This window comes from Streptomyces spinosus (assembly GCF_020400655.1).
Lineage (GTDB): Bacteria > Actinomycetota > Actinomycetes > Streptomycetales > Streptomycetaceae > Streptomyces > Streptomyces argyrophylli.
In genome coordinates, this window is the sequence record NZ_JAINRC010000001.1 from 287027 (window position 1) to 307612 (window position 20586).

Genomic DNA, 20586 nt, shown 5'->3' on the forward strand with positions numbered 1-20586 from the left:
ATGGCCGTGCGGGCACCAGCCCCCTCCCCGATGACGGCGGGGAGGGGAGACCAAGCGGGGCGTGGGGGGAATCGGAAGGCGTGGGCGGCGGTCGGGAGTTGACGGAGGATCAGGAGTTGACGGCGGGGATGACGTGGTGGCCGTAGGCCTCGATGGTGGCCTCCTGCGCGTCGTGCATGTCGTACACCGCGAACTGGTCGACGCCCAGGGCGCGCAGCGCGGTCAGTTTCTCGACGTGCTTTTCGACCGGGCCGATGACGCAGAACCGGTCCACGATCTCGTCGGGCACGAACGCGGTGTCCGGGTTGCCGCTGCGTCCGTGGTGGGCGTAGTCGTAGCCCTGCCGGGCCTTGATGTAGTCGGTGAGTTCCCCTGGGACCCGCGAGGAGTGCTCGCCGTACCGGGCGACGAGGTCGGCGACGTGGTTGCCGACCATGCCGCCGAACCAGCGGCACTGGTCGCGGGCGTGCGCCAGGGCCTCGGGCGAGTCGTCCTCGGTGACGTACGCCGGGGCGGCGACGCAGATCGTCACCTCGGACGGGTCTCGGCCGGCCGCGGCCGCCGCGTCCTTGACGGCCTTCACCATGTACTCGGTCAGGTACAGGTCGGCGAGCTGGAGGATGAACCCGTCGGCCTCCTCTCCGGTCATCTTCAGCGCCTTCGGCCCGTACGCGGCCATCCAGACCGGGAGTTCGGCGCCCTCCTTGATCCACGGGAACCGGATCCTGGTGCCGCCGAGGTCGGCCTCCTCGCCCCGGCCGAGGGCGCGGATGACCTTCATGGCCTCGCTGATCCGGGCGAGGGTGTTGGGTTTGCGGCCCGCGACGCGCATCGCGGAGTCGCCGCGGCCGATGCCGCAGACGGTGCGGTTGCCGAACATGTCGTTGAGGGTGGCGAAGGTGGAGGCGGTGACCTCCCAGGTGCGGGTGCCGGGGTTGGTGACCATCGGCCCGACCTTCAGTTTCTGCGTGTTCGCCAGGATCTGACTGTAGATCACGAACGGTTCCTGCCAGAGCACGGCGGAGTCGAAGGTCCAGCCGTAGCGGAAGCCGTTGCGCTCGGCCCGTTTCATCAGGCTGACGACCCGGGAGGCGGGCGGGTCGGTCTGGAGGACGAGTCCGAAGTCCATGGGCGCCACTCCTAGGCGAGGTACTGACAGGTGGAGCGCGGGGTGAAGACGCCGTGTCCGGCGCGTCCGGTGTACTCCCGCTGGTCGATGACGGGTTCGCCGCGGGACAGGACCGTCTCGACGCGGCCGGTGACCCGCTTGCCCTCGTACGCCGAGTAGTCGACGTTCATGTGGTGGGTCTCGGCGGACATCACCTGCTGCGCGTGCGGGTCGTAGATGACGATGTCCGCGTCGGCGCCCGGGGCGATGGTTCCCTTCTTCGGGTACAGGCCGAACATCCGGGCCGGGGCGGCGCAGGCGATCTCGATCCAGCGGCGGCGGGAGATGTGCCCGTCCACGACCGCCTGGTGGAGCAGGTCCATGCGGTTCTCCACGCCCGGCAGCCCGTTGGGGATCTTGGAGAAGTCGCCGCGGCCGAGGTCCTTCTGGCCGGTGAAGCAGAAGGGGCAGTGGTCGGTGGAGACGACCTGGAGGTCGTTGGTCCTCAGGCCCTGCCACAGCCTGGCCTGGTGCTCCTTCGGCCTCAGGGGCGTGCTGCACACGTACTTGGCGCCCTCGAAGCCGGGCTCGGCCAGGTTGTCGGTGGACAGGAACAGGTACTGCGGGCAGGTCTCGCCGAAGACGTTCAGCCCCTCGTCGCGCGCCCGCGCCAGCTCCGCGACGGCCTCCATCGCGGAGACGTGGACGACGTACAGGGGCGCGCCGGCCACCTGGGCGAGCTTGATGGCCCGGTGGGTGGCCTCCGCCTCCAGCAGGGCCTTGCGCACCTCGCCGTGGTGGCGCGGGTCGGTCTCGCCCCGGGCGAGCGCCTGCTCGACCAGGACGTCGATGGCGATGCCGTTCTCGGCGTGCATCATGATCAGCCCGCCGTTCTCGGCGGAGCGCTGCATGGCGCGCAGGATCTGCCCGTCGTCGCTGTAGAAGACCCCGGGGTAGGCCATGAACTGCTTGAAGCTGGTCACCCCCTCCTCGATCAGCAGGTCCATCTCCTTGAGCGTCTCCTGGTTCACATCGGAGACGATCATGTGGAAGGCGTAGTCGATCGCGCAGGTGCCCTCGGCCTTGGCGTGCCAGGTGTCCAGGCCCTCGCGCAGGGTGTGGCCGACGCTCTGCACCGCGAAGTCCACGATGGTCGTCGTACCGCCCCAGGCGGCGGCGCGGGTGCCGGTCTCGAAGGTGTCGGAGGCGAAGGTGCCGCCGAACGGCAGCTCCATGTGGGTGTGGGCGTCGACGCCGCCCGGGATGACGTACTTCCCGGTGGCGTCGATCGTGCGGTCCGCGGTCCAGTCCTGTGAACCGGGCGCGGCGAGGGCGACGACGCGGGAGTCCTCGATGAGGACGTCGGCGTGGATCTCGTCGGACGCGGTGATGACTAGGCCACCGCGGATGACGGTGCGCGTGGTCATGGGCTGCCTCTCTCTCGTGGCCGTCTGCGGGTCGTCTGTGGCTGGTGGCGCCCACGCGGCGGAACCGCACCCGGATACGGCCCCGCGCCCCGGGCGTGCCTTACGGCGCCGTCAGCGGGTCGTACGCCCCCGGCGCCCGGTCCCGGTAGAACTGCCAGCGGTCGCGGACCTCGCGGAGCTTGGCCAGGTCCAGGTCGCGCACGACGAGTTCGGTCTCCTTGTCGCTCGCGACCTCGCCGACGAACCGGGCCTCCGGGTCCACGAAGTAGGTGGTGCCGTAGAAGTCGTTGTCGCCCAGGTCCTCCACGCCGACCCGGTTGATCGCGCCGACGAAGTACTCGTTGGCGACGGCCGCCGCCGGCTGCTCCAGCTGCCAGAGGTAGCGGGACAGGCCGCGCGAGGTGGCCGACGGGTTGAAGACGATCTCGGCGCCGGCGAGGCCCAGCGCCCGCCAGCCCTCCGGGAAGTGGCGGTCGTAGCAGATGTAGACGCCGATCCGGCCGGCGGCGGTGTCGAAGACGGGCCAGCCGCTGTTGCCGGGGCGGAAGTAGAACTTCTCCCAGAAGCCCTGGACCTGCGGGATGTGGGTCTTGCGGTACTTGCCGAGGTAGGAGCCGTCCGCGTCGATCACGGCGGCCGTGTTGTACAGGACGCCCGGCTGCTCCTCCTCGTACATGGGCAGGACCAGGACCATGCCCAGCTCGCGGGCGAGGGACTGGAAGCGCCGGACGGTCGGGCCCTCGGGGATCCGTTCGGCGTACTCGTAGAACGCCTTGTCCTGCACCTGGCAGAAGTAGGGGCCGTAGAACAGCTCCTGGAAGCAGAGGACTTGGGCGCCCTGGGCGGCGGCGTCGCGGGCCGCCTGCTCGTGCACCCGGATCATGGACTCCTTGTCGCCGGTCCAGGCGGTCTGGAAGAGGGCGGCACGGATCACTCGGCTCATCGGGACCTCCGGTAGCTCGGTGTGCGGTGAGCGTAGGAAGCCCGGACGGCCGGTTCGACGGGCAGCGTGTCACGTCCGCGGGTGGTCGGCGTGCCACCGTGTCACGCGTCCCCGGTCCCATGTTTCACCGCCGTTGTCGCAGGTCGTCGCATGTTTCACCCCTGTTGCGCGTCGTGCGCGAGGAGCGCGATGTGCACCGAGGCCGCCTGTTCGAAGTCGTCCAGGTCGATTCCGAGGCGCGCCTGTATGGCCTCCAGGCGGCGGTAGAGGGCCGGCCGGGAGACGTGGTGGAGCTGGGCGGTGCGGGACTTGTTGCGGCCCGTCGCCAGATAGGTCCGCAGGACGTTCAGCAGTTCCGGTTCGGCGTCGCACAGCAGCCCGTCCAGCTCGCGCTCGGCGAAGGACTGCACCTGCGGATCGTCGCGCAGCAGACGGATCAGGCCGCGCAGGTGGACGTCCTTGAGACGGACGACGGCCGGCAGGCCGAGGGCGGCGGCGGAGCCGGCGACGGCGTCGGCGACGTGCCGGGCCTCGCGCAGCCCGGCGGGCACGTCGTCCCACGCGGTGCGGGCACCGGCGGCGGCGACCACGGCCGGGGACGCGGCACGCAGCCGGTTCGCGAAGTGCGCGGTGAGGGCCTCGGCGTCCTGGTCGCGGGCGAGGCTGAGCAGCACGGTGGCGGCGCCGTCGGCGAGCTCGGCGACGAGGCCGGGCAGCCCCAGCAGGCGCAGCACGCGGTCGAGCTGCCCGGCCGTGCGGCCCTGGACGACGAGCGGCACGAAGGTGCGGCGGTTGACCGGCAGCCCCGCCGCCCGTGCCCGCGGCAGCAGCTGCCGGGCCGGTACGACCCCGGAGACCAGGTCGGTCAGCAGGCCCTGCGCGGACTGCTCCTCCCAGCTGTGCGCGGGGGCGCCGCCGAGCATCCGGTGCAGCACCAGGGCCTCGGCGGCCCGGTCCGCGAGCAGCCGCCCGGTGGCCGCGTCGCCCCGGTAACCGCACAGCAGCAGCCGGCCCCACCGCTCCCCGCGCCCGCCCAGCTCGGCGCGGACCCAGCCGTCGCCGGCGGCGCCGCCGGCCTGCCGGGCGATCCGTTCCCAGTCGCGCAGCACGTCGTCCACCGCGGACCGCTCCCCCGCCGTGCCGAGGACGCGGTGGGCGAGGTTGGTGACGACGACCGGGCAGCCGGCGTGCCGGGCGACCTCGTCGAGCAGCCGTTGCAGCGGCGCCCCGGCCGTGATCAGCCCGGTCAGGGCGGTGCGCACGCTCTCCGACAGGCTGATCGCGGCGAACTTGCGCCGCACGAGCCGGGACTGGACCTCCTCGGTGAGCTCGGCGAAGGGGAACGGCCGGTGCAGTACGACCATGGGCAGCCCGCACCGCTCGGCGGCCCGGCGCATCACCTCGGGCGGCGCGGGGAAGGCCCGGCCGAGACCGAGGACGACGGCCGCCGCCTCCGCCCGGTGCAGCGACTGGACGTACTCGGCCTGCCGGGCCTCGTCCCCGGCGAGCAGCACACCGGTGGTGAGGACCATCTCCCCGCCGCTGAGCATGACGCCGACGTCGGCGGCCTCGGCGACGTGCACCCAGCGCACCGGCCGGTCGAGCTGCGCGGCGCCGGCCACCACCTCGGGCTCCCCGGCGAGCACGCGCTCCAGGGTCAGCACCTGGCGCACGGAGAGGGCGGGTTCCTGCACGTGCCGGGATTCCGAGGTGATGCTCATGGCCGTACACCTGTTCTCTAGTACGTGCTCCTCAGCGCCTGTTCCAGGATCGCCGCGCCCTCCTCGGCCTCGGCGACCGTCAGCGACAGCGGCGGGCTGATCCGCAGGGCGCTGGTGTCGTGCCCGCCGCCCTTGCCGAGGAGCAGTCCGCCCTCCCGGGCCGCCTCCAGCACCGCCGCGACGGCCTGCGGGTCGGCCTCGTCCGTGCCCGGTCTGACCAGCTCGACGCCGATCATCAGCCCCCGGCCGCGTACCTCCCGCACCCCGGGCAGTTGCGCGCCGACCGCGCGCAGCCGCTCGAGGAGCAGGCCGCCGACGCGCCGGGCGTTGCCCTGGAGGTCGTGTTCGAGCAGGTAGGTGAGGTTGGCGAGGCCGGCGGCCATGGTGATCTGGGTGCCGCCGAAGGTGGAGATGCTGTTGGCGTCCAGGCAATTCATGATCTCGGAGCGGGCGATGACCCCGCCGATGGACATGCCGTTGCCGATGCCCTTGGCGAAGGTGACGATGTCCGGCGGGCCGCTGCGGGCGTGCGCCTGCCAGCCCCAGAAGTGGTCGCCGGTGCGGCCCCAGCCGGTCTGCACCTCGTCAAAGATCCACAGCACGCCGTGCTCCTTCAGCACCTCCCGGAAGGAGGCGTAGAGGGTGTCCGGCGGGGAGGTGAACCCGCCGACGCCCTGGACGGGTTCGGCGATCAGCGCGGCCGGCGGCCGGGTGTGGCCGAGGACGTCCTTCAGGTCGGCGACACAGGCGTCGATGAAGGCGCGGTCGTCGAGGTGGGCGAACGGCCCCCGGGTGCGCACGCCGCCGTGGACGTACAGGGTCTGGAGCGGGGAGAGGGAGGTCGGGGACCAGCCGCGGTTGCCGGTGACGCCGATCGCGCTGAAGGACCGGCCGTGGTAGCTGTTCCGCATGGCGAGGACGGTGTTGCTGCGCCGGTAGGTGGTGGCGAGCAGCAGGGCGGTGTCGTTGGCCTCGGTTCCGGAGGTCGTGAAGAACACCCGCGCGTCCGGGATGCCGCTGACCTGGGCGATCCGCTCGGCGAGTTCGACCATCGGCCGGTTGAGGTAGAGGGTCGAGGAGTGGATGATCCGGCCGGCCTGCTCGCTGACCGCCTTGGTCACCTCGGGCAGGGCGTGCGCGGTCAGCGTGGTCAGGATGCCGCCGAAGAAGTCCAGGTACCGCCGGCCGGCGGTGTCCCAGACGTGGCGTCCCTCGCCGTGGCTGATCTCGATCGGGTCGTCGTAGTAGAGGGCGAGCCAGTCGGGCAGGACCCTGCGGTGGCGGGAGTAGAGGTCGTTCACGGCTGCACCAGCCCTTCGTAGGCGTCGGGGCGGCGGTCGCGGTAGAAGGCCCACTGCCGCCGCACTTCCTCGATGAGGTCGAAGTCCAGGTCCCGGACGAGGAGTTCCTCGCTCTTGTCGCTCGCGACCTCACCCACGAACCGTCCGCGCGGATCGACGAAGTACGACGTGCCGTAGAAGTCGTTGTCGCCGTACCCCTCCTGCCCGACCCGGTTGATGGCGGCGATGTAGTACTCGTTGGCGACGGCCGCGGCGGGCTGCTCCAGCTGCCACAGGTAGGCGGACAGGCCCCGGTGGGTGGCGGACGGGTTGTAGACCAACTGGGCGCCGTTGAGTCCGAGTTGCCGCCAGCCCTCCGGGAAGTGGCGGTCGTAGCAGATGTAGACGCCGACCTTGCCGACGGCGGTGTCGAAGACGGGCCAGCCGAGGTTGCCGGGTTTGAAGTAGTACTTCTCCCAGAAGCCCCTGACCTGCGGGATGTGGTGCTTGCGGTACTTGCCGAGGTAGCTGCCGTCGGCGTCGATCACGGCGGCGGTGTTGTAGTAGAAGCCGGACTGCTCGACCTCGAACACCGGCACGACGATCACCATGCCGGTCTCGCGCGCCAGTTCCCGCATCCGGCGTACGGTCGGCCCGTCGGGCACGGGCTCGGCCCAGCGGTAGTGCTCCGGCTCCTGGACCTGGCAGAAGTAGGGGGCGTTGAAGACCTCCTGGAACCCGATGATCCGCGCGCCCCGGCGGGCCGCCTCGCGGGCGTGCTCCTCGTGCTTCGCGACCATGGACTCGGTGTCGCCGGTCCAGGTGGCCTGGACCAGAGCGGCGCGGACGACGTTGGTCATGAGCTGCTCCTTCGACACGACGTCAGAGCCTCTACGCCCGTAGAGCAGGCCGTAGAGGGACGAAAGTAAGCCTCCGGGCGGCCCTTGCCAAGACCATCGCCGTCAACCCGCTGAGTCGATCTCGATTGGCACCCCTGTGGGTGAGCCGCCGGCCCGCCCCGGGGCGTGGATCGTGACACACCGGGACACTGCCCACCCCGGGCCGTCACGCGACGCACCCGGCGGCACGCGGCGCGTGCACGGGGCCCCGGTGCCGCCGGGCGGCCTCGCCGGGCGCATGGACGCGGACGTGGGCGGCTGCCGGGCGCGCCCCAGCCAACACCAGTGGTGTTACGAGCCCGCTACCGCGAGTTTTCCGGCAGCGCGCCGGCGCTCACGCGGAACCTCGGCCGTGGCGGGCCCGGCGCCGTCGTACGGGTCCCTTCAGGCGGCCACCAGGGCACACCGGGCGACCAGCTCGTCCATCGACAGACCCAGCACGCGCGCCAGCGCGGCCACGGTGAAGAACGCCGGCGTCGGCGCCCGCCCCGTCTCGATCTTGCGCAGGGTCTCGGCCGAGACGCCCGCCTCGGCGGCGACGTCGACCATGCTGCGTTCGCCACGCGCCGCCCGCAGCAACTGCCCGAGCCGCTCGCCGCGTTCACGCTCTTCGGGGGTGAGGGGGGTGCGCACCATGCGGCCCATTCTAATACCACCCCACCCTCAACCCCATTCAAATACCGGTATAGTAATTGGCATGGTGGAACTGAAGACGGACACGTCGATCGACGCGATGCACGCGACGGGCCGGGTCGTCGGCCGCGCCCTGACGGCCGTACGCGAGGCAGCGCACGTCGGCGTCCGCCTGCTGGAGCTGGACGAGGTGGCCCGGGAGGTGCTGCGCGAGGCGGGCGCGACCTCGCCGTTCCTCGGCTACCGCCCCTTCTTCGCCCCGACCCCGTTCCCCGCGGTGATCTGCGCCTCGGTGAACGACGCGATCGTCCACGGCATCCCCACCAGGTACCGGCTCCGCGACGGCGACCTGCTCTCCGTCGACTGCGGCGCGCTGCTGGACGGCTGGGCCGGCGACTCGGCGATCAGCTTCACGGTGGGCCGCCCGCGCCCCGCGGACCTCCGGCTGATCGAGACCGCCGAGCGGGCGCCGGCCGCGGGCATCGAGGCGGCGGTGGCCGGCAACCGCGTCGGCGACATCGCGCACGCCGTCGGCCGGGTCTGCCGTGGGGCCGGTTACGGCATCCCGGACGGCTTCGGGGGGTACGGCGTGGGCCGCCGTATGCACGAGGAGCCCGACGTCCCCAACGAGGGCCGCCCGGGCCGCGGCCTGCCGCTGCGCCCGGGCATGGTCCTCGCCGTCGAACCCATGGTGATCGCGAGCGGCAGCGCCGCCTACTACCCGGCGGCCGACGGCTGGACCCTGCGCACCTCCGACGGCTCCCGCGCGGCCCACTGCGAGCACACGGTCGCGGTCACGGAAGACGGTCCCCGGGTCCTGACGGCCCGCGAGCTTCCCTGAGCGACGCGGGGCCTGCCGCTCGGACGGCCGCGCCCCCGGGCGCGAGCGGCCACGACGCGCTTCGGCGCACGTGCCGGACCGGTCCCGCACCCCACTGGGCGAACATGCCCACCCCCACGGATCGTGTCATCGTGGGCATGAGCAACCCGCCCCCGGGTTACCCGGCCGCTCCGCATGTCGTCAGCGAAGGAACCCACGCGATGACCAACGGCTACCCTCCTGACCCCTTCGGTGAATTCCTGGCCCGCTTCTTCGGCGGCTCCGGCGGAGCCCCCGGGCCCCGCCACATCGACATCGGCCGCCTGCTCAGCCAGCCGGCCCGGGAGCTGGTCAGAGGGGCCGCCCAGTACGCGGCCGAACACGGCAGCCGGGACCTGGACACCCAGCACCTGCTGCGCGCGGCCGTGTCGACGGAGCCCACCCGGAGCCTGCTGAGCCGGGCGGGCGCGGACCCGGACTCGCTCGCGACGGAGATCGACGACCGGGCCGGCCCCGTCCAGCACCCGCCCGGCGAGGCACCGCCGCCGACCTCGCTGTCGCTGACCCCGGCGGTCAAACGCGCCCTGCTGGACGCGCACGACATGGCGCGGGCCAGCGGCGCCGGGTACATCGGCCCGGAGCACGTGCTGAGCGCGCTGGCGGCGAACCCGGACTCGGCCGCCGGGCACATCCTGCACGCGGCCCGGTTCTCGGCGGGCGGTCTGCCGCCCGAGACCCAGGAGAGCGCGCCGTCCCGCCCGGAGCGGCAGCGCCAGCGGCCCACCGGCACGCCGACCCTGGACAAGTACGGCCGTGATCTGACCGACATGGCCCGGCAGGGCCGGATCGACCCGGTGATCGGCCGGGAGACGGAGATCGAGCAGACCATCGAGGTGCTGTCGCGGCGCGGCAAGAACAACCCGGTGCTCATCGGCGACGCGGGCGTCGGCAAGACGGCCATCGTGGAGGGCCTGGCCCAGCGGATCGCGGACGGCGAGGTCCCCGACGTCCTGGCGGGGCGCCGGGTGGTGGCCCTGGACCTCACCGGGGTGGTGGCCGGCACCCGCTACCGGGGCGACTTCGAGGAGCGCCTCAACAACATCGTGGAGGAGATCCGCGCCCATTCCGACCGGCTGATCGTGTTCATCGACGAGCTGCACACCGTCGTGGGCGCGGGCTCCGGCGGCGAGGGCGGCACGCTGGACGCCGGGAACATCCTCAAGCCCGCGCTGGCCCGGGGCGAGCTGCACATCGTGGGCGCGACCACGCTGGAGGAGTTCCGCCGGATCGAGAAGGACGCGGCGCTGGCCCGCCGGTTCCAGCCGGTCCTGGTGCCCGAGCCGACGGCCGCGGACACGATCGAGATCCTGCGCGGGCTGCGGGACCGGTACGAGGCCCACCACCAGGTCCGCTACTCCGACGAGGCGCTGGTCGCCGCCGTGGAGCTGTCGGACCGGTACCTCACCGACCGGCGGCTGCCGGACAAGGCGATCGACCTGATCGACCAGGCGGGCGCGCGGGTCCGGCTCGGCGCCCGGACGAAGGGCACGGACGTGCGCGCGCTGGAGCGCGAGATCGAGCAGCTGGTGCGGGACAAGGACCAGGCGGTCGCGGACGAGGACTACGAGCAGGCGAAGCAGCTGCGCGACCGGATCGGCGAGCTGAAGCAGCGGATCGCCCAGGTGACCGGCGGCGACAAGGCCGACGAGGGCCAGGACCTGGAGGTGACGGCGGAGGCCATCGCCGAGGTGGTGTCCCGGCAGACCGGCATCCCCGTCAGCCGGCTGACCCAGGAGGAGAAGGAACGGCTGCTCGGCCTGGAGCGGCACCTGCACCAGCGGGTGGTGGGCCAGGAGGAGGCGGTCGCCGTGGTGTCCGAGGCGGTGCTGCGCTCCCGCGCCGGCCTGGCGAGCCCGAACCGGCCCATCGGCAGCTTCCTCTTCCTCGGCCCGACCGGCGTCGGCAAGACCGAGCTGGCGCGGGCGCTGGCGGAGGCGCTGTTCGGCAGCGAGGACCGGATGGTCCGGCTGGACATGAGCGAGTACCAGGAGCGGCACACCGTCTCCCGGCTGGTGGGCGCCCCGCCCGGGTACGTCGGCCACGAGGAGGCCGGCCAGCTCACCGAGGTGGTGCGCCGGCACCCGTACTCGCTGCTGCTGCTGGACGAGGTGGAGAAGGCGCACCCGGACGTCTTCAACATCCTGCTCCAGGTGCTCGACGACGGCCGGCTCACCGACTCGCAGGGCCGGACCGTGGACTTCACCAACACGGTCATCGTGATGACCAGCAACCTGGGCTCGGAGGCCATCACCCGGCGCGGTGCCGGGATCGGGTTCGGGCCGGGCGGCGCGGAGGCCGCCGAGGAGGCGCGGCGCGAGCAGATCCTGCGGCCGCTGCGCGAGCACTTCCGGCCGGAGTTCCTGAACCGGATCGACGAGATCGTGGTGTTCCGGCAGCTGACGAGCGAGCAGCTGCGGCAGATCACCGGTCTGCTGCTGGAGACGACCCGGCGGCTGCTGGACGGGCAGGGCGTCTCGGTGGAGTTCACGGACGCGGCCGTCGACTGGCTCGCCGAGCGCGGCTACCAGCCCGAGTACGGCGCCCGGCCGCTGCGCCGCACCATCCAGCGGGAGGTGGACAACCAGCTGTCGCGGCTGCTGCTCGACGGCACGATCTCCGAGGGCAGCCGGGTGATCGTGGACGCGCGGGACGGGCGGCTGGACTTCCGCGCGGAAGCCGCCCAGCCGCCCGCACCCGAACTCTGATCCGGCGGCCGGGGACCACCCCGGCCGCCGACGGGTGCCACCGGCGCGTCGCGGCCCCGGCCGGCTGGTGTCGCGCCGGGGCCGGGCTGTCGGTCGGGGCGCCGGCCCCGAGCCCCGTCCGTCGGCCCGCCCGCGACGCGATGCGGCGCACCGCGGCCGGCTCGGCCTCAGCGCGCCGGGCGGACCACCATCGCCGAGCCGCCGCCGCGCCGTACCTTCTCGGCTGCGGCCAGCCACTTGCCGTCCGGCAGCCGCTGCACGCCCGTGGCCGCCCCGATCTCCGGGTTGAGGCTGAAGGAGTGCCCGATGGCCTCCAGCCGCTTGCGCAGGTCGCTGTCGTACAGCCCGGGTTCCAGCTCCGTCCGGGCCGCGTTGCGCTGGCTGGCGCGCGGTGCGGCGATCGCGTCCACCAGGGGCAGCTTCCGGTCCAGGAACCCGGTGAGCGTCTGCAGCACGGTGGTGATGATGGTCGCGCCGCCGGGTGAACCGAGCGCCACGACCGGCCTGTTGTGCCGGTCCAGGACGATCGTCGGGGAGATGGAGGAGCGCGGCCGCTTGCCGGGGCCCGGCAGGTTCGGGTCGTGCACGGCGGGGTTGGCCGGGGCGAAGGAGAAGTCGGTCAGCTCGTTGTTGAGCAGGAAGCCCCGGCCCGGGACGGTGATGCCGCTGCCGCCGGTCTGCTCGATGGTGAGCGTGTAGGCGACGACGTTGCCCCACTTGTCGGCCACGGTGAGGTGAGTGGTGTTCTCGCCCTCGTAGGTGGTCGGGGCCGCCGTACCGCCCTGGCCGCAGGACGCCGGGTGCCGGGGGTCGCCGGGGGCGAGCGGGCTGCCGAGGACCGCGTCGTCCTTGATCAGGCAGGCGCGGGAGTCGGCGTACCGCTGGGACAGCAGCTCCTTCGTCGGCACGTCCTCGAAGGCGGGGTCGCCGACCCAGCGCCCGCGGTCGGCGAAGGCGATGCGGCTGGCCTCGATGAAGTGGTGCAGGTACTGCACCTCGCTCGCCTTCGACAGATCCGTGTTCTCCAGGATGTTCAGTGCCTCGCCGACGGTGGTGCCGCCGGAGGAGGAGGGCGCGATGGAGTACACGTTCAGGCCGCGGTACGACGTCCTGGTGGGCGCCTGGAGTTTCGCGCGGTAGACGGCGAAGTCCTTCTCGGCCAGCTTGCCGGGGCGGGCGTTCCAGCCGGAGGCGGGGTCCACGGGCGGGTGTTCGACCGTCTTGACGATGTCGTCGCCGATGTCACCGCGGTAGACGGCGCCGACGCCCTGCCGGCCCAGCTGCTCGTAGGTCCGGGCGAGTTCGGGGTTCTTGAACGTGGAACCGACGACGGGCAGCCGTCCGTTCGGCAGGAACAGCTTGGCGGTGTCCGGGAAGTAGCGGAACCGGGTCTCGTTGGACGCCGTCTGCGCGCGGAAGGTGTCGTCCACCGTGAAGCCGTCGCGGGCGATGCGCTCGGCGGGCTTCAGCAGGGTGCCGAGCCGCTTGCTGCCCCACGCCTCCAGCGCCTGCTGCCAGGTGGCGGGCGTGCCCGGGGTGCCGACGCTCAGGCCGCTGCTGACGGCGTCGGCGAAGGCGAGCGGCTTGCCGTTCTCCGTGAACAGGTCGGCGTCGGCGCTCAGCGGCGCGGTCTCGCGCCCGTCGATGGTGTGCACCGTGCGGGACTTGGCGTCGTAGTAGACGAAGTAGCCGCCTCCTCCGATGCCGGCCGAGTAGGGCTCGGTGACGCCGAGCGCGGCGGCGGTGGCGACGGCCGCGTCGACCGCGTTGCCGCCGTGCTTGAGCACTTCGATGCCGGCGGCGGAGGCGTCGGCGTCGACGCTGGCGACGGCGCCGCCGTAGCCGACCGCCACGGGGACCTTCGCCGGCGTTCTGTCCGCCGTGGCGGCGGGCGGCGCCACGGCCCCCACCGACACCACGGCGGCCGAGACCGCCAGAACCGACAGTTTCCGCGTGCCTGGACGACCCATCCGTACCTCCCGTCGGGACAAGTCCGCGCAGCGTAACCGGATGACCGGTACTACCGACAGTACGCCTGCGCACCGTGGCCGTCGCCCGGGCCCGCTACCATGCGCGGCCATGAACGACGACGTGCGCAACATCGCCCTCGGAGTCATAGCCGCGGGCGTCTCGGCCGCGCTGGGCTGGGTCGCCCGTACGTACCTGTGGAGGCGCCGGCTGCGCCGCAAGCAGGCCTTCTTCGGGCTGCCGGACCACGCCGAGTCGCTGCTGGTGGTCAACCGCAACGCGGGCGGGCCGGAGCTGTCGGTGATGCGGCACGACGTGTTCGCCCTGCTGGAACTGTCCGCCCTCATCAAGGACTGCAACGCCCACGCGCGGGTGGTCGCGCACGACGCGGCCCAGCAGGGGTTCGGCGAGCGCACGGAGTTCTGCCTCGGCGGTCCCGCCTCGAACCGCCGGATGGAGGCCCACCTCTCCTCGCTGCTGCCGGGCGTGCGGATGAACGCGGAGGCCGCGACGGGCCCGGAGGTCGGCGCCATCCGGATCGGCGGTGAGGAGTACCGCATGGACGGCGGCCGCAGCGAGTACGTGCTGCTCGCCCGGCTCACCGCGGACGGCGGCCCGGACACCCGCCCCGTGTTCCTCTTCTGCGGCCAGCGGGCGATCACCAACCAGGCGGCGACCCGCTACCTCGCCCGCCACCACGAGCGGCTGGCCCGCAAGTACGGCGGCGGTTCCTTCGTGTTGCTGCTGAAGGTGGTCAACTCCCAGGCGTACGGCCCGGATGTGGTGGAGCTGGTGGCGGACGTGACGCGGGCGGCGCGGACACCGCTGCCGGAGCCCGCTCCCAGTACCGCCGAGTGACACTTCAACAACCTTTACCGGCACGTAACTTACCGACGGGTTACTTGCGGTAAGAGAGCGCGGTTACCGTCGGGTCACTTTGCACGGACACGAGTGAAGGAGTGACCCATGGGACACGGACGCACCGCGCTGCGCGCCTCCGCCGCCGGAGCCGTCTCGGCGGCCCTGCTCGCCGGCTCGGTCGTCGGTCTGGCACCGGCCGCCGAGGCCGCCCCCGGCGTCCGGTTCGTCGACATCGCCGGCGACGGCGGCACCGTACTGAAGGCCCACGTCCTCACCCCCGAGGGCGCCGACGGCTCACGCCGCTACCCGCTCGTCGTGCTGCCCACCAGCTGGGGCCTGCCGCAGGTGGAATACCTGGCCCAGGCCCGGAGACTGGCCGACTCCGGCTATGTGGTGCTCACCTACAACGTGCGCGGGTTCTGGCAGTCCGGCGGCCGGATAGAAGTGGCCGGCCCGCCCGACACGGCGGACGCCTCCAGGGTCATCGACTGGGCCCTCGCCCACACCCCGGCCGACCCGGAGCACATCGGCATGGCCGGGGTGTCGTACGGCGCCGGGATCAGCCTGCTCACCGCCGCGCACGACAAGCGCGTCAGGGCCGTGGCCGCGCTCAGCGGGTGGGCCGACCTGATCGACTCCGTCTACTCGGGCCGCACCCAGCACCTCCAGGCGGCGGCCGTGCTGGACGGCGCGGCCGGCCTCACCGGCCGCGAGAGCGCCGAACTGCGCGCCATCTTCGACAACCTGTACGCCTCGGACCTGTCGAAGGAACAGGACATGATCGACTGGGGGCGGAAGCGTTCCGCCATGACCTATGTGGACCAGCTCAACAGGAACGGCGCCGCCGTCATGCTGGCCAACGCCTGGGGCGACACGGTGTTCCCGGCGAACCAGTACGCCTCCTTCTACGAGAAGCTGACCGTCCCGAAACGGCTGGAACTGCGCCCCGGAGACCACGCGACACCCGAGCTCACCGGTCTGTTCGGACTGCCCAACGACGTGTGGACGGACACCCGGCGCTGGTTCGACCACTACCTCGCGGGCGCCGACAACGGCGTCGACCGCGAGCAGCCGGTCCGGCTCAAGTCCCGTACCGCGGGGGCGTACGAGGGGTACCCGGACTGGAAGTCGGTCACCGCGACCCGGCGCGAGCTCGCGCTCACCGGCTCGCCCACCATCCACGCGAACGTCGACTCCGGCGCGGACGGCGGGATCGTCTTCCTCTCCAGCATCCTGGACCAGGTCGCCCAACTGCCGCCCACCGCCTCGCTGCCGCCGCTGCCGCGCCGCTGGGCGGCCGTGTGGCAGTCGGAGCGGTACGGCACCGCCCAGCGGGTGCGCGGCACGGCCACCGTGCACACCACGCTCACCCCGACCGCGGAGAGCGGCACGTTCATCGCCTACCTGTACGACGTGGGCCCGCTCGGCATCGGCAAGCTCGTCACGCACGCGCCCTGGACGTGGCACGGGCGGACGCCCGGCGAGCCGTTCGCCGTCGACGTGGACCTGTACTCCACGGCCTACGACGTCCCCGCCGGGCACCGCCTCGCGCTGGTGGTCGACACGGTCGACCCGCTCTACGCCGAGCACAACCCGTCCGGCGCGCAGCTGACCTTCTCCTCGCCCCCGGACGACCCGTCGTACGTGTCCGTCCCGCTCGGCGAGCAGTGATCTCCGGCTGCCGCCGGACGAGCCTGGCCCGTTGAACCGCCGCCCCCCTGGCGGCAGCGCCCCGGACCCGGGAGCGGCGAGCGCCGTCCCCTCGGTCCTGGGGCCGCGCCGCTCCCGCCGGGACACCCGGTCGGCGAACCGGGAGAGCAGCACGCACATCCGATGCGGATCGGCGACATCACCATCACCACAGGGATGAACCGCAAATCGTAGTCGAGGTTGGAGGCGATGAGTTCCCCGCGTGGCGGAACTCCTCGTCGGCGGCTCGCGGATGGCGGGTGCGAACGGGGCCCCGCTCCGGCCGCGTTCGGGGGGCGTCGGTGCCGCGGGGCCCGGGCGGTGGCGGTGCGCCGACGGCGAACGGGACGACAGGGGAACGGTGTCGATGCCCCAGGGCGGCGCCCCGTCGGGCGGCACGGTGGCCCACGCGGTGCCCGGGAACCGGCACGGGGCGACCGGCGCCGGCACCGGCGTCAGGTCTCGGCGATCTCCGCGTACAGCTGGGACAGCTCGGGAACCCCGCTCACCGCCCACTCCTCCCCGGCCGGCACCACCTCCACCGCACGGCCGGAGGCGAGGCGTACGACGGGCTCGCCGTCGGGCCGGATCCGCCAGCCGGCGCCGGGTACGGTGCGCACGACGACCGTGCCCAGGTACAGCCCGGCGTCGTGACCCAGCCAGGGCAGGATCTCCGGGTCGTCCCGCCAGCGCGGGACCATCTGGTCCAGGGCCTCCAGGGAGGCCGGGGTGTCGTCGAGGAGGACGCCCGCCCGAGCCGCCTGCGAGCGCAGCAGCTCGCACTCGGACAGCAGCGCGGCGACCGCCTCGGGGTCTGCGCGGCGCGCCGCTCCGGCCTTCTTCGCGTGCCGGGGGCCCAGGAACGGAAGGTTCATGGACCCAGCGTGGCATCACACGTCGAGGTCGACCACCACCGGCGCGTGGTCGGAGGCGCCCTTGCCCTTGCGCTCCTCGCGGTCGACGTAGGCGTCCTTGACGGCGTCGGCGAACGGCCGGTTGCCGTACACCAGGTCGATGCGCATGCCGCGGTTCTTCGGGAAGCAGAGCTGGCGGTAGTCCCAGTAGGTGAAGGGGCGGTCGTACTTCAGCGGGCGCGGCACGACGTCGTCCAGGCCCGCCTCGCGCAGGGCGGCCAGCGCGGCGCGCTCGGCCGGGGTGACATGGGTGGAGCCCTCGAAGGCGGCCGGGTCGTAGACGTCGTCGTCCGTCGGCGCGACGTTGTAGTCGCCCAGCACCGCGAACGGGCGGCTGCCCTGCGCGTCGCCGTGCACGGCCGCTCTCAGCGCCTCGAACCACTGGAGCTTGTACGCGTAGTGCGGGTGGCCGACCTCGCGGCCGTTCGGCACGTACACCGACCAGACGCGGACCGGGCCGCAGGTCGCCGCGAGGGCCCGCGGCTCGGTCACGCCGTCATAGCCCGGGTCGCCGGGCAGGCCCTTGACCACGTCCTCGATGCCGACGCGGGAGAGCACCGCCACGCCGTTCCACCGGCCGGTCGCGTGGACCGCGGCCTCGTAGCCCAGCTCACGGAGCCGGTCGAACGGGAACTGCTCCTCGGCGACCTTGGCCTCCTGGAGGCAGAGCACGTCGGTGCCGCTGCTCTCCAGCCAGGCCAGCAGCCGGGGAAGGCGTGCGGTGATCGAGTTCACGTTCCAGGTAGCGATGCGCATGCCTCACAACCTACCCGGCGGGTCCGACAACGCCGGTCCGCGCGTCAGACCTCGGTCCACGCCCCGGGGTGCAGCCGCTGGTGCTCCGTGCCGCCCAGGCGGCCGAGGTGGCCCTCGTAGAGCGGCAGGGCGAGGTCGGTGAGCAGGGCGTCGTGGACGTCGTAGGCGCGCCGCGGGCGCACCTCGCGGAGGTAGTCGATCACTTCCGAGATCTTGTTCCAGGGGGCCATCACCGGCACCAGCAGCGTCTCGACCGCCTCGCCGGGCACGGTGAGGGCGTCGCCGGGGTGGAAGACCTTCCCGCCGTCGATCAGATAGCCGACGTTGGTGACGCGCGGGATGTCCGGGTGGATCACCGCGTGCAGCTCGCCGTGGACCTGGACGTCGAAGCCGGCGGCGGTGAAGGCGTCGCCGTGGCCGACGGTGTGCACCCGGCCCGGGAAGGCCGCCTCGACCTGGCCGGCGACCGACTTCAGCGTCCAGATGTGGGCGGCCGGGTTGTTCTCCATGGCGGCCCGCAGCCGGAACTCGTCGAAGTGGTCCGGGTGCTCGTGCGTGACCAGGATCGCGTCCGCGCCGAGGGCGGCGTCCTCCTCGGAGAACCCGCCCGGGTCGATGACGAGCGTCTGCCCCTCTTTCTCCAGGCGGACGCAGGCGTGGGACTTCTTCGTGAGCTTCATGTCTCCCCATCCTGCCGTCTGCGGCCGCCCGGGGCCCTACTCGTCGGGCGTGGTCTCCTCCCGGATCACCTGCTGGGCGACCCGGAACGCGCTGTTCGCGGCCGGCACCCCGCAGTAGACGGCCGTCTGGAGCAGCACTTCCTTGATCTCGTCCGGGGTGAGCCCGTTGCGCAGCGCCGCCCTGGTGTGGAAGGCCAGCTCCTCCAGGTGGCCGCCCGCCACCAGCGCGGTGAGCGTGACGCAGCTGCGGGTACGGCGGTCCAGGCCCGGCCGGTCCCAGATCTCGCCCCAGGCGTAGCGGGTCACGAACTCCTGGAAGTCCCCGGAGAACTCGCCGGCCTGCGCCAGTGCCCGGTCCACGTGGGCGTCGCCCAGCACCTCGCGGCGGACCTTCAGCCCGGTCCGGTACCGGTCCGGCTGCCCGTCGGACCGCTCCGGTACGGCCGCCGGGGCGATTTCGGCGACCGGTGCGGGCTGCGGCGCGGCGGCCGGGACCGGGACGGCCGGCATGCCCGGCAGGACGGTCTGGCCGGTCTCGTAGGGCTGCTGCCAGGCGGTGGCGAAGTGGTGGACGAGCAGGTCGGTGACGGCGGCCGGCTGCTCGACCGGCACCAGGTGGGAGGCGCCGGGGACGACCGCGAGCCGGGCGTCCGGGATACCGGCGACCAGGGTGCGGGCCTCGGCCGGGCCGGTGACCTGGTCGTCCGAGCCGACCAGCACCAGCGTCGGCACCCCGACCCGGCCCAGCTCGGGCCGTACGTCGAAGGCGGCCAGGGCCTCGCAGGCGGCGATGTAGCAGCCGGGGTCGGTGGTGCGGACCATCTGCACGGCCCACTCGGTGATCGCGGGCTGCGCGGCGGCGAACCCTGCGGTGAACCAGCGGTCGGGCGCGCTCCGCGCGATCGGGTCGAGCCCGTTGGTGCGCACGACCACCCCGCGCTGGCGGAACTCGTCGGCGGTGCCGAACCGGGGCGAGGCCGCGACCACGGCGAGGGAGGCGAGCCGCGCGGGGTGGCGCAGGGCCAGCTCGATGCCGATCGCGCCGCCCAGCGCGCAGCCCGCGTAGCCGAACCGCTGCACGCCGAGCGCGTCCAGCGTCGCCAGCAGCCGGGCGCTCAGCTCGGCGACCGATCCGGCCGGGTACGCCGGGGCGCCGCCGTGACCGGGCAGATCGAACCGGAAGACGCGCCACTGCTTGGCCAGCTCCGGCACCTGGCGGTCCCACATGTGCCATGTGGTACCCAGTGAGGGACCCAAGATCAGGACCGGAGCGTCTTCTGGCCCGTCAAAGCGGTATTGCAGGGTGTTCGGTGGTGTCTCACTCACGCACCAGACCCTCTCACGTCTCACGGACGCCCCTATAACGGGGGAACGCCGGATACCGTTCTGACCAGGTTGAAGACCTCGCGGGCGGCTTACCGTTCGAGGCATCGGATGATCTCGCGCCGGGTCTTGCCCTCCTGGGTGCGGCGTTCGTAGTACGCCGGTCGCCGCCGTAGTTGAGCCGGTGCGTGCTCCGCCGGCCGGAGGAGTACACGATGGGGCTGACTCCGCAAAGGGCAGCAAGGACGCCTCGGTGTTCAGCCGGTCGGGGTTGTCTCCCATGGTGATCAGCAAGGTGACGGCGCTGTCCGGGCCGATGCCCACCGGTTCGGTGGGCCGGCAGGTAGCGGGACAGGCCCGCGCCGAAGGTGCCGGTGCCCTCCACACCGGTCCGGCGCACCGTACCCCGCTTGCGGGCCCACACGGGCAACTGCCGGTAGCCGGCCGCCGTCGCGGGAAAGGACTCCGTTCCCAGGATCTTCCCGAGCGGGGAGATCACGGCGGTGACATGCACCTCGCCGTGCGTATCCACGCCCAGGACGACCTCGCGCCGAACGGGCGGATCCGTGCTGGTGGAGGAGGTACTGCGCGGTCGGGTCGCCATGATGGTCGGCCTCCCACGTAATGACGTACTGGCTGGGGTGGACGGCACCGGCCTGCTGGGGCGGTCTGAACCGTGATGGCGCCTGGAACTCGGCAAGGCCCCTGTTCCCGGTGCATCGGCACGTCCCGACCACAGCCGGATGGCTTCGCTCGGACCAGTGCCCAACCCGGCTGGAGCAGGCTGAGAATGTGTTCA

The 20586-nt window shown here is 72.6% G+C and carries 16 protein-coding genes and 2 pseudogenes; 4 read left to right on the forward strand and 14 right to left on the reverse strand.

What is annotated here, in order from left to right; all coding sequences use genetic code 11:
- Positions 1-109 precede the first annotated feature (109 nt).
- From LG395_RS01205 to LG395_RS01235, 7 genes are all read right to left on the reverse strand, one after another.
- A complete protein-coding gene (locus LG395_RS01205; RefSeq protein WP_171151331.1) occupies positions 110-1129 on the reverse strand; it encodes a TIGR03842 family LLM class F420-dependent oxidoreductase in 1020 nt (339 codons plus the stop codon).
- Between the two features lie 11 nt (positions 1130-1140).
- Entirely contained in the window at positions 1141-2535 is a 1395-nt protein-coding gene (gene hydA / locus LG395_RS01210) for a dihydropyrimidinase (RefSeq protein ID WP_225808095.1), read from the reverse strand.
- 100 nt (positions 2536-2635) lie between these two features.
- On the reverse strand, positions 2636-3478 hold the full coding sequence (locus tag LG395_RS01215; RefSeq protein ID WP_225808096.1) for a nitrilase-related carbon-nitrogen hydrolase: 843 nt from the start codon (positions 3476-3478) through the stop codon (positions 2636-2638).
- A 155-nt stretch (positions 3479-3633) separates the two neighbouring features.
- Positions 3634-5199 carry a PucR family transcriptional regulator gene (locus tag LG395_RS01220; protein WP_171151338.1) on the reverse strand — a complete coding sequence of 522 codons (1566 nt, stop codon included), beginning with the start codon at positions 5197-5199 and terminating at the stop codon, positions 3634-3636.
- 17 nt (positions 5200-5216) lie between these two features.
- Entirely contained in the window at positions 5217-6500 is a 1284-nt protein-coding gene (locus LG395_RS01225) for an aspartate aminotransferase family protein (RefSeq protein ID WP_225808097.1), read from the reverse strand.
- Positions 6497-7339, reverse strand: a complete 843-nt coding sequence (locus tag LG395_RS01230; protein ID WP_225808098.1) for a nitrilase-related carbon-nitrogen hydrolase — start codon at positions 7337-7339, stop codon at positions 6497-6499. The genes LG395_RS01225 and LG395_RS01230 overlap by 4 nt, the downstream gene beginning before the upstream one ends.
- Before the next feature lie 423 nt (positions 7340-7762).
- The gene (locus LG395_RS01235; protein WP_225808099.1) at positions 7763-8014 is read right to left on the reverse strand and encodes a helix-turn-helix domain-containing protein; all 252 of its coding nucleotides are present in this window, start codon (positions 8012-8014) and stop codon (positions 7763-7765) included.
- 61 nt (positions 8015-8075) lie between these two features.
- On the opposite strand from LG395_RS01235, the gene map reads away from it, so the two are divergent.
- Positions 8076-8852 carry a type I methionyl aminopeptidase gene (gene map / locus LG395_RS01240; protein WP_225808100.1) on the forward strand — a complete coding sequence of 259 codons (777 nt, stop codon included), beginning with the start codon at positions 8076-8078 and terminating at the stop codon, positions 8850-8852.
- Positions 8853-9052: 200 nt separating this feature from the next.
- Complete coding sequence (locus LG395_RS01245) at positions 9053-11596, forward strand: ATP-dependent Clp protease ATP-binding subunit (protein ID WP_225808449.1); 2544 nt, start codon at positions 9053-9055, stop codon at positions 11594-11596.
- 167 nt (positions 11597-11763) lie between these two features.
- Here LG395_RS01245 and ggt read toward each other — a convergent pair whose 3' ends face one another.
- The gene (ggt, locus tag LG395_RS01250; protein WP_225808101.1) at positions 11764-13566 is read right to left on the reverse strand and encodes a gamma-glutamyltransferase; all 1803 of its coding nucleotides are present in this window, start codon (positions 13564-13566) and stop codon (positions 11764-11766) included.
- Between the two features lie 109 nt (positions 13567-13675).
- Here ggt and LG395_RS01255 point away from each other — a divergent pair, with 109 nt between their 5' ends.
- A complete protein-coding gene (locus LG395_RS01255) occupies positions 13676-14422 on the forward strand; it encodes a hypothetical protein (protein WP_171151350.1) in 747 nt (248 codons plus the stop codon).
- A gap of 108 nt (positions 14423-14530) precedes the next feature.
- Positions 14531-16096, forward strand: coding sequence for a CocE/NonD family hydrolase (locus LG395_RS01260; protein ID WP_225808102.1), 1566 nt, complete (start codon positions 14531-14533; stop codon positions 16094-16096).
- Between the two features lie 39 nt (positions 16097-16135).
- On the opposite strand, the pseudogene LG395_RS41600 reads toward LG395_RS01260, so the two are convergent.
- The 6 genes and pseudogenes from LG395_RS41600 to LG395_RS01285 form a co-directional block, all read right to left on the reverse strand.
- Positions 16136-16352, reverse strand: a pseudogene (locus LG395_RS41600) (amino acid ABC transporter permease); the annotation flags it as partial.
- A gap of 217 nt (positions 16353-16569) precedes the next feature.
- Positions 16570-16989: a DUF6278 family protein gene (locus tag LG395_RS01265; RefSeq protein WP_171151353.1), complete on the reverse strand. Its 420-nt coding sequence runs from the start codon at positions 16987-16989 to the stop codon at positions 16570-16572.
- A 15-nt stretch (positions 16990-17004) separates the two neighbouring features.
- Positions 17005-17784: an exodeoxyribonuclease III gene (locus tag LG395_RS01270; protein WP_171151355.1), complete on the reverse strand. Its 780-nt coding sequence runs from the start codon at positions 17782-17784 to the stop codon at positions 17005-17007.
- A gap of 44 nt (positions 17785-17828) precedes the next feature.
- Positions 17829-18464 (reverse strand): MBL fold metallo-hydrolase, encoded by a 636-nt coding sequence (locus tag LG395_RS01275; protein WP_171151357.1) that lies wholly within the window; start codon positions 18462-18464, stop codon positions 17829-17831.
- 36 nt (positions 18465-18500) lie between these two features.
- Positions 18501-19790 carry a bifunctional 3-oxoadipate enol-lactonase/4-carboxymuconolactone decarboxylase PcaDC gene (gene pcaDC, locus LG395_RS01280; RefSeq protein WP_225808103.1) on the reverse strand — a complete coding sequence of 430 codons (1290 nt, stop codon included), beginning with the start codon at positions 19788-19790 and terminating at the stop codon, positions 18501-18503.
- Between the two features lie 89 nt (positions 19791-19879).
- Positions 19880-20391 (reverse strand): annotated as a pseudogene (locus LG395_RS01285) (transposase).
- Between the last annotated feature and the right edge of the window lie 195 nt (positions 20392-20586).

Coding starts and splice junctions, on each gene's coding strand:
- LG395_RS01205 (WP_171151331.1), bottom strand. CDS start 1,129: ATGGACTTCGGACTCGTCCTCCAGACCGACCCGCCCGCCTCCCGGGTC.
- hydA (WP_225808095.1), bottom strand. CDS start 2,535: ATGACCACGCGCACCGTCATCCGCGGTGGCCTAGTCATCACCGCGTCC.
- LG395_RS01215 (WP_225808096.1), bottom strand. CDS start 3,478: ATGAGCCGAGTGATCCGTGCCGCCCTCTTCCAGACCGCCTGGACCGGC.
- LG395_RS01220 (WP_171151338.1), bottom strand. CDS start 5,199: ATGAGCATCACCTCGGAATCCCGGCACGTGCAGGAACCCGCCCTCTCC.
- LG395_RS01230 (WP_225808098.1), bottom strand. CDS start 7,339: ATGACCAACGTCGTCCGCGCCGCTCTGGTCCAGGCCACCTGGACCGGC.
- LG395_RS01235 (WP_225808099.1), bottom strand. CDS start 8,014: ATGGTGCGCACCCCCCTCACCCCCGAAGAGCGTGAACGCGGCGAGCGG.
- map (WP_225808100.1), top strand. CDS start 8,076: ATGGTGGAACTGAAGACGGACACGTCGATCGACGCGATGCACGCGACG.
- LG395_RS01245 (WP_225808449.1), top strand. CDS start 9,053: ATGACCAACGGCTACCCTCCTGACCCCTTCGGTGAATTCCTGGCCCGC.
- ggt (WP_225808101.1), bottom strand. CDS start 13,566: ATGGGTCGTCCAGGCACGCGGAAACTGTCGGTTCTGGCGGTCTCGGCC.
- LG395_RS01255 (WP_171151350.1), top strand. CDS start 13,676: ATGAACGACGACGTGCGCAACATCGCCCTCGGAGTCATAGCCGCGGGC.
- LG395_RS01260 (WP_225808102.1), top strand. CDS start 14,531: ATGGGACACGGACGCACCGCGCTGCGCGCCTCCGCCGCCGGAGCCGTC.
- LG395_RS01265 (WP_171151353.1), bottom strand. CDS start 16,989: ATGAACCTTCCGTTCCTGGGCCCCCGGCACGCGAAGAAGGCCGGAGCG.
- LG395_RS01270 (WP_171151355.1), bottom strand. CDS start 17,784: ATGCGCATCGCTACCTGGAACGTGAACTCGATCACCGCACGCCTTCCC.
- LG395_RS01275 (WP_171151357.1), bottom strand. CDS start 18,464: ATGAAGCTCACGAAGAAGTCCCACGCCTGCGTCCGCCTGGAGAAAGAG.